We start from the raw sequence: 14771 nt of genomic DNA on the forward strand, positions 1-14771 counted from the left end.
TTGAGGATTTCTTGTGGATGCCCAGGGGATCCATTCGAAGATCGTTTAGAACTTGATCTTCGAGGTGGGCCTCCGTGCGTCCGGCACGTCCGTACGTTGTTGCTGTTGCGTTCGTGCTGGCCGTGCTGGCCGGTACCGAACACGCCGCGTTCGCGGTGGACCAGCGGACGGGAGGCGGTCCCGGGGAGGAGGCTCCCGACCAGCGGTGGGGTTCCGCCGCCGGGCGCGGCCACTTGGTCTCCGCGGATGCCACGGACGCTTCGGCGACGGGCGGCCACGCGGAGCCGCTCAAGGGCCGTGGAGAGCTGGACGCCGAGGGCCAGACGGGGGTGACCCGGCTGGGCGGCACTCCGAAGCTGCCGAAGCCGGGACCGGTCGAGGAGACACAGGCACCCGAGTCGCCCGCGGTCGAGGGCTTCGATTCCACGTCCAGTGCGGAGCTCACGGGCGAACGCAGGGAACGGCAACGCACGTTCCGGAACACGGATGGCACCTACACCACGCGCTTCTACACGGAACCGGTCAACTTTCTTGCGAAGGACGGAAGCTGGACGTCCATCGACACCACGCTGGTGCGCCAGGACTTTGCCGGCCTGCGGACGATGAACGCCGGCGATCCGGGCTGGGAGACGGAGGCGACCGAGTCACCGGTGTCCTTCGCCGCGTCGGCGGACGCCGACCCACTGGTGCGGATGGGGCCCGGCGAGGGTCTGTCGGTCGGGTATTCCGTCGAGGGCTCCGCCGCGGCCACCGGGCATGCCGAGGGCAGCCGGATCACGTATGCCGGGGTGAGGGACGCCGCTGATCTGGAGTTCGTGGCGGGCGGCTCCTCGGTGAAGGAGACCCTGGTCCTTCACGACAGGACCGCGCCCTCCGAGTGGCGTTTCCCGCTGCGGCTCGAGGGGTTGACGGCCGCCGCGGACGGCCACGGCGGCATTGTCTTCACCGACGTCGACGGAATGCAGCGGGCCTGGATGCCGCCGGGGTGGATGCAGGACTCCGCGACATCGGGTGACTCCGCCGAGGGCGCGGTGTCCTTGGGAGTCGCCTACGACCTGGTCGAGCAGGACGGTCGGCAGGTCGTCGTGATGAGGCTGGACGCGGACTGGCTGAACGCGCCGGAGCGGGTGTTCCCGGTACGGGTCGACCCGTCCGTGAAGTCCTTCGCCGCGACCTCCGGCACGTATGTGGAGCACCCGTACAATCAGAACTTCGCCTCCGACACGGTGCTGAAGGTGGGCACCTATGACGGTGGCGGTCACAAGGCCGCGGCGTTCCTTCGCTTCTCCGGTGTGGAGAGCACGCTGAAGAACGCCTGGGTGCTGGGAGCCGACCTGGCTCTCTACAACACCTGGTCGCAGTCCTGCACGGCACGTCCGGTGACGGTGCACCCGATCACCTCGAACTGGTCGGAGACCACGACGTCGAAGTGGCCCGGACCGTCGACCGGCTCGTCACTGGCCTCGAAGAGCTTCGCGCACGGCTGGCGTCCCGAGAACACGGAGAAGTGGTCGTGCGGTCCGGCCTGGGAGGCCATCAAGCTCGGCTCGGCCGGCCGCGCCCTGGTGGACGACTGGACACACGGCCGGAAGAAGAACTATGGCCTGGCGGTGAAGGCGTCCACGACGGACTCCAAGGGCTGGAAGCAGTTCGGCTCGGACGACTACCCGAACGGCAAGCCCAGCCTGGACATCACCTGGACCAAGTACGGCGCGACGTACAAGCTCGGCGACTTCACCGCGCCGGTCACCGCCACCGCGAAGGGCGTCGAGAAGGTCACCGTCACCAACCAGGGCCAGGAGACCTGGCCCAAGGGCGGCAACTTCAAGCTGCGGTACAACCTGTTCGACGCGTCCGGCAAGGAGATCACCGACAAGGCGAAGATCTCCTGGACGGACATGCCCAAGAACGTCGCGCCCGGTGACAGCGTGACGCTGGACGCGACGATCGCGCCGTTGACCCCTGCCACGTACACCGTGCAGTGGACGATGGACGACTACGGGGTCAGCCGCTTCACCTCGGCCGGTGTCCCCGGGCCCGCGGTGAAGATCTCCGCGGTGAACATTCCGCCGCAGCTGACGGCGGAGTCGCCGGGCAGCGGTGTCACGGTCGACTCGCTCACCCCCACGTTGTGGGCCAAGGGAACGGACGCCGACCACTCCCCGAAGGCGACCCTCCAGTACACCTTCGAGGTCTGCGAGGTCGAGGGCAGCAACCTCCGCAAGAACTGCAGGAAGGGCGCTCGCGGCGCCACGCAGCAGTGGGCGGTGCCGTCCGGCTGGCTGTCCTGGGACAAGTCGTACGCCTGGTACGCCTACGTCTACGACGGCGCAGCCACGTCGGCTCAGCCCGGACCCGCGTTGCTGACCACGCGGTTGCCCCAGCCGGCCGTGACCAGCCACCTGGGTGGCGCGGACGACGGCAAGGAGATCGGCGTCCGGGCGGGCAACTACGTCACCGCGGCCACGGACGCGGCAGTGTCCACCGTCGGGCCGGAACTGTCGGTCACCCGCACCTACAACTCCCTCGACCCCCGCACCGACGGCGCGTTCGGCTCCGGCTGGACCACCCGCTGGGACATGCGGGTCCGCGAGGAACCGGAGACGTCGACGGCGCTGGTGACACTGTCGGACGGCTCCCAGGTGCGGTTCGGCCGCAACCCCGACGCCACCTACGCCGGGCCGTCGGGCGGTGCGCTCACTCTCACGCGCCGAGGTGAAGGCTGGACGCTGCGGGAACGCTCCGGCACCACCTACCACTTCATGCCCAGCGGTGTACTGGCCCAGATCGCCGACGTGGCGGGCCGCACGCAGAATGTCACGCGCGAGACGAAGGACGGCGGCCCGGTCAAGAAGGTCACCGACGCCCTCTCGGGCCGTTCGCTGTCCTTCACGTGGTCCGGGGGACACATCAAGTCGGTGACGACGAGCGCCGTGGACGCGAACAGCCCCGGCCTCACCTGGAACTACCGTTATGACGGCGACCGGCTGACCGAGGTGTGCCCGTCGTCCACCACCAAGTGCACGGTCTACGAGTACGGCGACGGCTCCGTCTACCGCAGCAGCGTCCTGGACGCCGCCCCCACCTCGTACTGGCGACTGGGCGAGGGCGAAGGCGAAACGGCGACCAGCGAGGCCGTCTCCCGTACCGGACTCGACGAGGCCGTCTACCGCGACGTTCAGCTCGGCACCGGCTCCGCCCTCGCCGGCACGGCGGACACCTCTGCCTCCTTCGACGGCGCGGACTCCGTGATCGAACTGCCCGCCGACACCCTGAAGGCGGCGGCGTACCCGGCCGTCGAGCTGTGGTTCAGGACCAGCACGCCGATCGCGGTGCTGCTCGGATTCCAGGAGGGCGAGCTCGGCACGAAGCCGGACTCATGGCGTCCGGTGCTGAACATCGACGCCGCGGGCAAGCTCCGCGGCGAGTTCTACCTGTCCGGTGCCTCCGGGGCGACCCCCATCGTGTCGTCGCGGACCGTCACCGACGGCCAGTGGCACCACGTGGTGCTGTCGGCGTCCGCCGCCGCTCAGACGCTGTACCTGGACGGTGCCAAGGTCGGGTCACTGAACGGGGCGATCATCGACCAGTCCGGTGACTACGCCTACCTCGGCGGTGGCTACGGCACCTCCGGCTGGATGAACCTGCCCGGTGCCGACTACTACTTCAAGGGGCAGATGGACGAAGTCGCCTTCTACAACCACCCATTGGACGCGGTCACGGTTGCCGAGCACTACGCGGCCAGGGCCGCGATCGGCCAGATGACCAAGGTCACCCTGCCGTCCGGCCGAGTGCACGCCACCGCCGGGTACGACCCTGTCAGCGGCCGGCTGACCGAGCACTCCGACGCCAACGGCGGTATCTGGAAGGTCTCCTCCCCCTCGTACTCGACAGCCTCGTCCTCGTACGCGGAGACGATCCAGCGCAGCGGTCCCACCGGCTACTGGCGACTGGGTGAGCGCAGCGGCGCACAGGCCGCGAGTCCCCTGGGTGACGACTCGACCGGTGCCTACGTGGACAGCGTGCGCCTGGGCAGTCCGGGCATCTTCGCCGACGGCGACGACACAGCCGCCGGGTTCACCGGTGACGGCGCGGTCGAGGTTCCCGCCGAGTCCCTGGGCAAGGGCACGTCGATGTCGGTGGAGCTGTGGTTCAGAACCGGCGATTCCGGCGTGCTGGCCACCAACCAGAACACCGAGTTCGGAGACACCCCGACCGGCTATCGGCCCATGCTGGTGATCGACTCCGCCGGCAGGCTGCGCGGAAAGTTCACGCCCAGCGCGAGCAGCATCCTGTCCAAGCAGGCGGTCAACGACAACAAGTGGCACCACGTCCTGCTCACCGGAAACGAAGGCGCCCAGGTGCTCTTCGTGGACGGCGACTACCAGGGCCAGACGGCCGGCGGCGTCGAGACACTGCGCCATGCCCACGTGCTCATCGGCGGCGGCTACGCCTCCAGCGGATGGGACGGCCAGGCCGGCGGCTACCGCAACTTCACCGGCGAGATCGACGAAGTCACCTTCTACGACAAGGCGTTGGTCAGCTTCTCGCAGACCATGAAGCCCGACGGCACCAAGAGCTGGACGTATGCGCCGATATCCTTCCCCGGCGCCACCAACACGCCTCTCCTGCACGTTCAGGCCCGCAATGCCCTGATCAACGGCACAGGCGACCAGTACCGGGGGGTCGCCGTCGCGGACGCGCCGGCCGCGTACTGGCGGCTGAACGAGACCGACGGCACCAGGCTGCGCAGTGAGGTCGGCGGCCCGGACACGGACGCCGCCTTCCATGTGGACGGGACCATCCTGCACCGGTCCACACTCGGCACGACCGGCGTGTTCGGGCCCGGGGACGACTTGGCGGTCCGCCTGGACAGCGGCGGTTTCGTCGAAGTGCCCGGCTCCCTCCCCAAGGGGACGACCGACCTGTCGGCGGAGATGTGGTTCCGCACCTCGACCCCGTCGGCCGTGCTGCTGGGCTACCAGAACCAGCCCATCGGCCAGGTACCGACCTCCTGGCGCGCGGTGCTGAACATCGACGGCGCGGGCAAACTGCGGGGCGAGTTCTATCTCGCCAACGTATCCGGAGCCACTCCGATCGTCTCGGCGCAGAAGGTGACGGACGGGACGTGGCACCACGTGGTCCTGTCGGCCTCGGGCACCACGCAGACCCTCTACCTGGACGGTGCCAAGGTCGGCTCGCTGAACGGCGCGATCGCGGAGCAGTCGCTTCGCTACTCCTACGTCGGCGGTGGCTACGGCAGCTCCGGCTGGATGGGCCTGCCGGCGAACACGTACTACTTCAACGGCGACATCGACGAGGTCGCCCTCTACCGCAAGCCGCTGACCGCCGATCAGGTCTCCGCCCACTACCGGGCACAGGCCGAGGGCGCCGACTCCGGCCTGACGTCCACGATCACCCTCACCGACCCGAAGCAGAGGACCAGCACGGCCGCGTACGACGCCCTGCACGGCCAGCGCGTCGTCTCCCGCACCGACGCCACCGGCGCGGTCACGTCGTACGCCTATGACCACGGCGGATTCCTGCACACGGTCACCGACCCCAACGGCCATGCCACCGTCACAGGCCACGACGAGCGCGGCAACGTGGTGTCGTCCACGACCTGCCGGGACGCCGACTCCTGCTGGACGAGTTTCTCCTCGTACCACCTCAACAGCAGTGACCCGCTCGACCCGCGCAACGACAAGCCGCTGACCCATCGCGACCAGCGGTCGAGCGACTACCGCGACGACCGCTACCGCACCGCCTACACCTACAACTCCCTCGGCCTGCCCCTCACCGCCGTCCGCCCGGACAACAGCACGGCCTCCACCACGTACACCGCCGGCACCGAGACCGCGGTCGGCGGCGGCACCACCCCGGCCGGCCTGGTGTCGACGCAGACCACACCGGGCGGCGCGAAGACGTCGTACCGCTACCACGCGGGCGGCGACCTGGCCGAGGTCACCTCACCGTCCGGGCTGGTCACCAAGTACACCTACGACGGACTGGGCCGGAAGACGTCCGAGAAGCAGATCTCCGACAGCTTCCCCGACGGCGTGACCACGAGCTACGCATACGACGCGGCCTCCCGCGTCGTCACGGAGAGCGGCGCCGCGACGAAGAACGAGATCACCGGCGCCACCCACACCGCCGTGATCACACGCGGTTACGACGAGGACGGCAACCTCCTCTCGGAGACGACCAAGGACACCACCGGCGGCGACACCGTACGCACGGCCACCTATCACTACGACGCGCACGGTCTGAACGACAGCGCCACCGACGCCGAACAGAACACCACCCGCTACGAGCACGACGCGCTGGGCCTCGTCACCGGGACGACCGACACGGCGGGAACGCACTTCGCGTACACCTACACCGCACGCGGACAGCACGCCACCACCGTTGTGAACGACTGGACCGGAGACCCGTCCGGCATCATCCGGAACCTGACCGTGGTGTCCAACGCCTACGACCCGGCCGGCCGCCTGGCGTCCACCACGGACGCGATGGGTGCCACCACGGCCTACACCTACTTCGCCGACGGGCTGCCCGCCACCACCACGGCCAAGCAGGTCACCCAGGCCGACGGCCAGAAGCGCGACATCGTCCTGGAGTCCAACACCTACGACCCGGCGGGCAATCCGACCCAGCAGGTCATCGGCGGAGGCGGGACCACACGGACGTACACCGTGGACGCGCTGGGCCGCACCAGGACCAGCGTGCTCGACCCGGGCGGTCTGAACCGGACGAGCACCTTCACCTACGACGGCGACGACCGGCTGAAGGAACAGACGGAGACCGTCTCCGGGAGCAAGAAGCTCACCACGACCGCGGAGTACGACTCCGCGGGCAACCTGACGCGACAGACCGTCACCGACGGCACCAGCACCCACACCACGACCGGAACCTACGACCAGCGCGGCCTGCTGCTCACCACGGTCAGCCCGCGCGGCAACGTCACCGGCGCCGACGCGTCCGCGTACACCGCCACCTACCGGTACGACGAACTCGGCCGCCCGGTGCGGCAGACCGCTCCAGCGGTCCAGGCCGAGGAGAGCGGCGGCACGGCGACCACGGTCAAGCCGACCACGCTGACCGGCTACAACACCTTCGGCGAGGCGACCGAGACGAAGGACGCCCGAGGGAAGGTGACCCGTACCGAGGTCGACCGCCTCGGCCGCACGACCGCCGTGACCCTGCCCGACTACACCCCGCCGGGCGGCGCCGCCGCGCTCACCGCGACCACCCGCGTCGCGTACAACGCACTCGGCCTGCCGCAGTCGGACACCGACCCGCTCGGCCGCGTGACCCGCTACGGGTACGACCAGTTCGGCCGGCTCACCAGCAGGACGGACCCGGTTGCGAGCCCGGCGGACGCCCTGCGGGCCGAGCCCGGCTCCGGCCTGCTCGCGGGCCCTGCCACGGACGCCGAAGGCGGCGGCGTGTCCCGCTACACCTGGACACCGACCGGCCTCCAGCTCTCCGCCACGGACCCGACGGGCGCCCGCACCGAAGCCACCTACGACGAGCTCGGGCGGCAGCTGACCGCCACCACGATCGAGCGCCACCCGAACCGGCAGAATCTGGTCGCCCGCTACACCTGGGACGACGCGGGCAACCAGACCGCCTCGACGACACCGGGCGGCATCACCACCACCGGTATCTACAACCCGGCGGGCGAGACCAAGTCCGTGACCGACCCGGCCGGCACCACCAGATTCGACTACGACGGCCTCGGCCGCCCGACCGAGACCATCGACGCGACCAACCGCCGCACGACCACCGCCTACGACGCCCTCGGCGACGTCACCGCGACCACCGACTACGGCAAGGGCCCCACCGCGCTGCGCACGGCGGCCGCCGAATACGACGCCGACGGCAACCTGACCGCGGTGATCTCCGCGCAGACCAAGGCCCGCACCACGTACGGCTACGACGCGCTCGGCCGGATGACCAAGCAGGTCGAGCCCGTCTCCGGCAGCGAGTCGATCACGACGACCTTCGGCTACGACGAGACCGGCAACCGCACGCGTCTCACCGACGGCCGTGGCAACACCACCTTCCACACCTTCAACGCCTGGGGCCTGCCCGAGTCCACGACCGAACCGTCCACGACCGCGCACCCGAACGCGGCCGACCGCACCTGGACCACCGTCTACGACAAGGCCGGCCAGGCGGTGACGGAACTGCTGCCGGGCGGCGTCAAGCGCGAGAGCGTCTACGACGGCCTGGGCCGCCTCATCCAGGAGACCGGCAGCGGCGCGGAGGCCCCGACCACGGACCGCACGCTGTCCTACGACCTGGCGGGCCGGATCACGTCGGCCGGTTCCGGCACCCCGCTCACTCCGAACACCTACACCTACAACGACCGAGATGAGCTCCTTACCGCTGCGGGCCCCGCCGGCACGGTGAAGTACGCCTACGACGCCGACGGCCGCATGACCGAACGCACGGACGCGAAGAACACCACCGTCTACGGCTACGACACGGCGGGCCGGCTGGACTGGCTGTGGAACGAGATGACCGGCGCGGACATCTGGTACGCGTGGGACGCCGCGGGACGCCCCGTGATGGAGCAGTACGCGAACCAGCCGGCCGGCTCGTCCCAGTGGGTGGAGTCGGCACGCCGCAGCTACGGCTACGACAGCCTCGGCCGCCTCACCGACGACATCATCACCAGCCCGGACGAGAGGACCGAGTTCGCCTCCACCACCTACTCCTACGACCTGGAAGACCGCCTGACCTGGAAGCAGACCAGCGGAACGGCGGGCGCGGGCGAACACGTCTACGGCTACGACCAGGCAGGCCGCCTGACCTACTGGACCCATGACAAGCAGACCACCCACTACACGTGGGACGCGTCCGGCAACCGCACGAAGGCCGGCTCCGTCACCGCCACCTACGACCCGCGCAACCGGCAGCTGACCGACGGCTCGACGACGTACACGTACACCCCGCGCGGCACCCTGGCCCGGACCTCGGCCGGGACGAAGACCCGCACCCTCGCCTTCGACGCCTTCGAACGCAAGGTCACCGACGGCACGGCAACATTCACCTACGACTCCCTGGACCGCGTCGCCAGGCACAACGCCACCACGTTCCGCTACGACGGCGGGTCCAACAACCTCCTCGGCGACGGCACGACCGACTACAGCCGCACCCCCGCCGGCTCCCTGCTGGCCAGCACCGACGGCACCACCACCCAGTGGTCCGTCACCGACCGGCACACCGACCTCGTCGCGGGCCTGTCCACCGACGGGAGGACGGTCACCGGCTCCACCGCCTACGACCCCTTCGGCACCGTCACCACCACCGAGGGCACCACCCCGGCTGTCGGCTACCAGTCCGGCTGGACCGACCCGGACTCCGGCGACGTCAACATGGCCGCCCGCTGGTACCAGCCCGGCACCGGCACCTTCGCGGCACGGGACACCTGGCAGCTCGATCCCACACCCTCAGCGCAGGCCAACCGATACGGCTACATCAACGGAAGCCCGCTCAACGGAACCGACCCCAGTGGGCACCTCGTGGCGTGTGCCACTCCGGTCACGGCACCGGCCTGCGTCGGCGGCGCTGTGGGCAGCGTTGCGGGACCGGAGGGCACAGCGCTCGGCGCACTCCTGGGGCTTGGGACGGGGGTGGGTTTGGTGGTTGGTGATTGGCTGTCACCCAGCCCGCCGACCGGTCACCTTTACCGCCGAGGGGCCGGCGTTTCACTCAACTACGCCGGCAGCCTCTCGAACGCGCTGACGAAGCAGGCCAGCCGATTCGCTGGACCGTCGGGCGGCCGGTCAGGGCTTGTCTGCACGGGCAGTTGCGGCGGCTCCAACGCCCCTGGCCGGAACCCTCGATACGTGCCGACGGGCACGGCGGGGAGCGGTGGCGGCCGGTGCGTGTGGAACTGCGTGATCACCCCGCCCAGGCCGGTCATCGACCCCAACCCCAACAGGGGCCCCCATCCCGTCCCCGCGCCCACCCGGCCCGCCCCCAAGCCGGACTGGGACCCCAACGGCAGCAATCGGCCCCGGCCCCGAGGAATGCCGCGCCACTGGAGCGATTGCGTATATTGACTCGTACGATCTGCGACCGTGGCGCCTGGACCCGAAGTGGAAACCTGCTGGATATGATCGGTTGCCGGTCGGAAACCGGGCGGCCCTCCATTTGATCGGCAATCAGATGGGAGGCGCCAACGACACTCTGCGTAATTTCGTGGCTGGCTACCAGACTCCGGCCAACTCCCCCCATATGCGGTCGCTGGAGGACGACGTCACACGTGCCGTGAAATCGCAGGAGCGTGTGGCGCTCGGTGTCGTCCCTGTGTACGGGCAAGACCCGGCCATCCCAACGGAGATACGAATGCGTGCGGTTGGAGATCGTGGTTATCGTCTGAACTGCACCGTTTATAATCGACCATCTGGTGGTTACGACTGCTCCGAAAGGTCATCCGGTGGAAATCTCTCGATTCCGTGAACTTCTGGGACAACCGACGGTCAACGGTGATGTGGGGCAGGACTGGCAAGCGCTGGAGGCGCACTCCGGACTGAACCTTCCGGGCGATTACAAGCGGTTCGTGACGGCATACGGTCCCGGCTGCGTCAATGGCCAGTTGTATCTGTTTCATCCAAGGGCGGTGATTGGCGGCGAGGGATTGCGTCTCGAGTCACTGTGGGAACAGGCATCCTATGCATACTCTGAGCTGGCTCGGAATGCGCCGGAAATGTATCCGTTCCCCGTTTATCCGGCGCCTGATGGTTGTGTCCCAATCGCCCGATCTTCCTCCGGAAATCATGTTTTCCTGGCCCCTCCAGGTGTCGGAGCGGAGGATTGGTCCGTGGTCTTGGACATGGGCGAGTGGATCCAGTTGGAAATGTCGTTTACGGACTTTCTGTGGGTGGCGCTTAGTGGAGAACTCGATTTCCCGGTGATCGAGGGCGAGGCGATGTTCGAGCCGGTCGGCACGCTGCAGTCGTGACGGTCACCGGCACCGTTGACCCGCCGTGCTTCGAAATGATGCAGTGAGCCACGCCCTTTCCAACCTGCCTCTGACGTACCGCAGTTGGGACGACAACGTGGTGAAGCCCCTGGTAGATGGGTTTTCGACCAAGAGAACCGTCTCCACCAGAGGCTTCACGTGCTTGTTTACCCGTCGGGCGTCGACGTGTCCAGCTCTGCCCTCCGCTTCCTCACCCAGCAGTTGCGGCGGCACCGCCGTGCGATCGGTTCTCGTTGGCGGCGCCTGAGCGCCGGCCGTCAGGCCCTGCTGACACTCGCCCATCTGCGGTGGGACACACGTATGCCCAACTCGCGGCCGGGTTCGGCGTCGGAACCACCACGGCCTACCGCTATGTCACCGAGGCCGTCCAACTCCTGGCCGCCCTCGCCCCCAGCCTCACCGACGCTGTGCGGACCGCGTCGGTGAAGGCGTTCGTGATCCTGGACGGCACGGTGCTGCCGATCGACCGCATTGCCGCGGACCGGCCGTTCTACTCCGGCAAACATAAGAAGCACGGGATGAACGTGCAGGTCATCGCCGACCCCTTCGGTCGACTGCTGTGGGCCTCACCGGCCCTGCCCGGCGCCGTCCACGACGTCCGCGCGGCCCGCGAACACGGCATCGTCGACGCCCTCGTCGAGGCCGGCATCAAGTGCTGGGCCGACAAGGGTTACCGGGGTGCCGGCGGCACGGTCCGCATCCCGTGCTGGGGCCGGTGGGAGACCCTCTCCGCAGGCCAGAAGGCTGTGAACCGATCCCACGCAAAGATCCGGGCCCTCGTCGAGCAGGCCGTCGCCACCCTCAAGTCCTGGCGGCTCCTCCGCAAACTGCGGTGCTCGACCACCCGGATCACCAGCCTCGTCCAGGCCGTCCTCACCCTTCATCTGACCAGCTCAGAGTGAAGATGGAAAGGGCTCACTGTGTGCTTGGAGAAGCTGACCCGCTCGCCCCGCTCCGCCCGGCTCAGGCCGGCGTGCTCGCGTAGCGCCTGGACGACCGCGCCGAACGTCCGCAGACTGTCCGAGCACTCGGGCTCGTTGCCCGTCCCCGCCCCCACCGTGCTGTCCGCCACCATCGGCAACCTCCCGCGCACTTGCCCCGCCGCAGACATCGAGCACGACCATGGTTACGGACCGTCATGTGTGCCGTCCAGTCTGTGACTGCCGCTGCGCATCTTCATGCAAGGCGGCCACCGCGACCTGCACTGGAATGAGCCACAGTGGAACTGGCTCGCCGAAAACCTGCGCGTGGCAGCCGCTCTCGCTGAGGCAGGCTACGACTTCCGCCTTGTCCTGGGAGACGGCGGACACAGCCCCAATCACGGCGGCGTCCTGCTGCCGGACGCTCTGCGCTGGCTGTGGCGGCCCAACGAGCATTGATCGATACACACATCATCCAACCTGGCGCCGGCTGCGGTGAGGGCACCGGGGCTTCGGCTGGCGCGACTTCCGCGACCTGATCGTCCGCGCCCGCATTCAGCTCGGCGGCCTGATCGTGCCCGTCTGGGACAACGTCCGCCTCCACCTGACCACTGGCATGAAGGACTTCATCGCCGCGAACGCCGACTGGCTCACCGTGTTCCAGTTACCCATCTACGCCCCAGACCTCAACCCTCAGGAGGGCATCTGGTTGCCCGAGCCGTGAAGCGCAAGCTCAAGATGCTGCAGTACCGCCCCGAAGTGATCGACGCTGACTCGTGGGCACCGGTATGGCCCTTTGATTCAAGCCGCGCGCGGTCAAGAACAGTCTGAGCGGTAGGCGAAGGGCCTGTCGGGGCAGCTGGTGCATTCGAACAGGTAGATGCCGCCCATGTCACCGAGCATGAGCCCAGGGGGGCATTGGATCTCGGTGCGTTGTTCGTAAGGAAGGTCCCAGACGGTTCCCGTGGCCGGGGTGTCCTCGATGGGCAGCCACGTGCGCCAGCTCTCGCCGTCGAACTCGGAGCTGTTGATCGTCAGGAGATGCTCCATGCGCACACTGCATGTAGGGCACGTCGGCCAGTCAGGCTCTTGCGTCCACGTCGGGTACCCGCCGACCTTGACGCCGTCCGACACGGAGAGGTGGGACCAGTAGGACCAGCCGGTTTCCTCCTCCAGCTGTTCGAACCGGACTTCGAGCGCGTCGGCGACCTCGTTCGGGAGGTCCCAGTTCGGGTAGTCGGTGACGCGCTCAGGGTGCAGGACGCACGGGTCCGGTAGGTAGTCGTTGTCAGGGCCAGTCGGGCAGGGTGGATTGGCCGGCTGTAGGTCGCTCAGGGAGCTGTCCCGCCAGTACATCTCGGGGCGGGGAACGTAGCCGTCCTCGTGGTCGAAGGGGCACCAGAGGACCTGCAGTAGATCGGCGGCGCTGGGGAAGGCCAGGTCAGGCACGTCGGTTGCGAATAGCTGGAGGACCGGGACGAGCGGGATCAGTCCCTGGGCGGGAGGGGAGAACGCCGTGCGCGGGTGGTCGTCCTCGCAGTGGGGCCAGGGCTCCGAGAGCGGCCAGAGCACGGGTCCGCCGAGCGAGCTTTCCCGCGCGCTCGGATCGCCGAGGCGCGGATGCAGGCGAACGGCCGTCTTCCGATAGTCGGCCACCTCCGGGAACAGCGTCTCGACATCGAGCGGACGTGGCGGGGTGGTGCGAGCCATCGGACGTGCTCCTCACAGACCAAAGCGTTGGCTTGGCCACGACCGAGGCCGCGGTGGGCTGAGAGTAGCCGCACGGTCTGTCGGATCCACCAGCAGGCCCCGTTCTGGGTTACGGGGCACTTCGCGGTCAGCCTTGCCAACACCAGGCATCACGAGTTCAAGTTCAGTAGCGGTCCTGAAGCCCGAACTGAAGGGGGCGGAGTCGATGACTGCGGGATGGTGCACTTCCTCTTGCGTGTGTTGCGGGCGGAGTTCGACGAGTGTCCTCTCGGTGATCTCTCCCTCTGGGGGCGGGAGTCGGCGACCTTCCTGAACCGGCGGGAGGAGCAACGCCTGTGGAAGGAGGGGCTGGACCCGTGGACGGGGGAGTCGGACCCGTTTGCCGGAATGTTCGCCGACTGACGCCGGGACGATGGCGGCACCTTGACGAACGCCGTGACGGGAAGGGACGGGTCGAGTACGGCCACTGCCGGCCTCAGCCCGGGGCGACGAACCCGGACTCGTACGCCGCGATGACCGCCTGGGTGCGGTCGCGGGTGCCCAGTTTCGTCAGGACCGAGCTGACGTGGGACTTGACGGTCTCGGTGCCCACCACCAGGCGCGTGGCGATCTCCGCGTTCGACAGGCCGCGGGCCATGAGGCGCAGCACCTGTTGCTCCCGTTCGGTCAGCGCGGCGCGCTCCATGGCCGTCCGGGCCGCGGCGTTGCCGTGTTCCTCGCCGTACCGGGCGGCCAACTCCCGCAGCGCCGAAGGGAACAGCAGCGAGTCGCCCGCGGCCACCAGCCGTACCGCGTGCACGATCTCCGCCGGCCGCGCCCGCTTCAGCAGGAAGCCGTCGGCGCCCGCGCGCAGCGCCCCGTACACGTACTCGTCGTTCTCGAAGGTCGTCACCACCACGATCTTCGGCGGGTCCGGCACGGTGCGCAGCACGGCGCGGGTGGCCTCGATGCCGTCCATCAGGGGCATCCGTACGTCCATCGCGACGACGTCGGGGCGCAGTTGCCGCACCAGGGGGATCACGGCGGCCCCGTCGGCCGCCTCGCCCACCACCTCGATGTCCGGCTGCGCCTCCAGCACGGCGCGCAGGCCCGCCCGTACGAGCGGTTCGTCGTCGACGAGGAGAACGGTGATCGGCATCCGG

7 protein-coding genes and 3 pseudogenes are annotated in these 14771 nt (G+C 68.7%); 7 read left to right on the forward strand and 3 right to left on the reverse strand.

Annotated elements, in window-relative coordinates:
* Positions 1–74 precede the first annotated feature (74 nt).
* The 4 genes and pseudogenes from CG719_RS28245 (at position 75) to CG719_RS28255 (ending at position 11901) form a co-directional block, all read left to right on the forward strand.
* The gene (locus CG719_RS28245; RefSeq protein ID WP_199836813.1) at positions 75–10076 is read left to right on the forward strand and encodes a LamG-like jellyroll fold domain-containing protein; all 10002 of its coding nucleotides are present in this window, start codon (positions 75–77) and stop codon (positions 10074–10076) included.
* Positions 10077–10101: 25 nt separating this feature from the next.
* A complete protein-coding gene (locus CG719_RS37450; protein WP_324838904.1) occupies positions 10102–10476 on the forward strand; it encodes a DNA/RNA non-specific endonuclease in 375 nt (124 codons plus the stop codon).
* Positions 10424–10978, forward strand: coding sequence for an SMI1/KNR4 family protein (locus CG719_RS35230; protein ID WP_234375796.1), 555 nt, complete (start codon positions 10424–10426; stop codon positions 10976–10978). Before CG719_RS37450 ends, CG719_RS35230 begins: the two co-directional genes overlap by 53 nt.
* Before the next feature lie 159 nt (positions 10979–11137).
* A pseudogene (locus CG719_RS28255) lies at positions 11138–11901 on the forward strand (IS5 family transposase).
* Here the strand turns inward: CG719_RS28255 and CG719_RS36775 are convergent.
* A pseudogene (locus CG719_RS36775) lies at positions 11901–12074 on the reverse strand (helix-turn-helix domain-containing protein); the annotation flags it as partial. The pseudogenes CG719_RS28255 and CG719_RS36775 sit on opposite strands and share 1 nt — an antisense overlap.
* Before the next feature lie 172 nt (positions 12075–12246).
* On the opposite strand from CG719_RS36775, the gene CG719_RS37230 reads away from it, so the two are divergent.
* Together CG719_RS37230 and CG719_RS37590 are read left to right on the forward strand one after the other, a co-directional pair.
* On the forward strand, positions 12247–12378 hold the full coding sequence (locus CG719_RS37230) for a hypothetical protein (protein ID WP_267895374.1): 132 nt from the start codon (positions 12247–12249) through the stop codon (positions 12376–12378).
* A 46-nt stretch (positions 12379–12424) separates the two neighbouring features.
* Positions 12425–12719: pseudogene (locus CG719_RS37590) on the forward strand (transposase); the annotation flags it as partial.
* 16 nt (positions 12720–12735) lie between these two features.
* Here CG719_RS37590 and CG719_RS28275 read toward each other — a convergent pair.
* Entirely contained in the window at positions 12736–13629 is an 894-nt protein-coding gene (locus tag CG719_RS28275) for a DUF1963 domain-containing protein (RefSeq protein WP_100571533.1), read from the reverse strand.
* A gap of 216 nt (positions 13630–13845) precedes the next feature.
* Here CG719_RS28275 and CG719_RS28280 point away from each other — a divergent pair, with 216 nt between their 5' ends.
* Entirely contained in the window at positions 13846–14031 is a 186-nt protein-coding gene (locus CG719_RS28280) for a hypothetical protein (protein WP_100571534.1), read from the forward strand.
* 73 nt (positions 14032–14104) lie between these two features.
* On the opposite strand, the gene CG719_RS28285 is transcribed toward CG719_RS28280, so the two are convergent.
* Complete coding sequence (locus CG719_RS28285) at positions 14105–14767, reverse strand: response regulator transcription factor (RefSeq protein WP_100571535.1); 663 nt, start codon at positions 14765–14767, stop codon at positions 14105–14107.
* Positions 14768–14771 lie beyond the last annotated feature (4 nt).

Source organism: Streptomyces sp. CB01373 (assembly GCF_002803075.1).
GTDB lineage: Bacteria > Actinomycetota > Actinomycetes > Streptomycetales > Streptomycetaceae > Streptomyces.

Coding starts and splice junctions, on each gene's coding strand:
- CG719_RS28275 (WP_100571533.1), bottom strand. CDS start 13,629: ATGGCTCGCACCACCCCGCCACGTCCGCTCGATGTCGAGACGCTGTTC.
- CG719_RS28280 (WP_100571534.1), top strand. CDS start 13,846: ATGGTGCACTTCCTCTTGCGTGTGTTGCGGGCGGAGTTCGACGAGTGT.
- CG719_RS28285 (WP_100571535.1), bottom strand. CDS start 14,767: ATGCCGATCACCGTTCTCCTCGTCGACGACGAACCGCTCGTACGGGCG.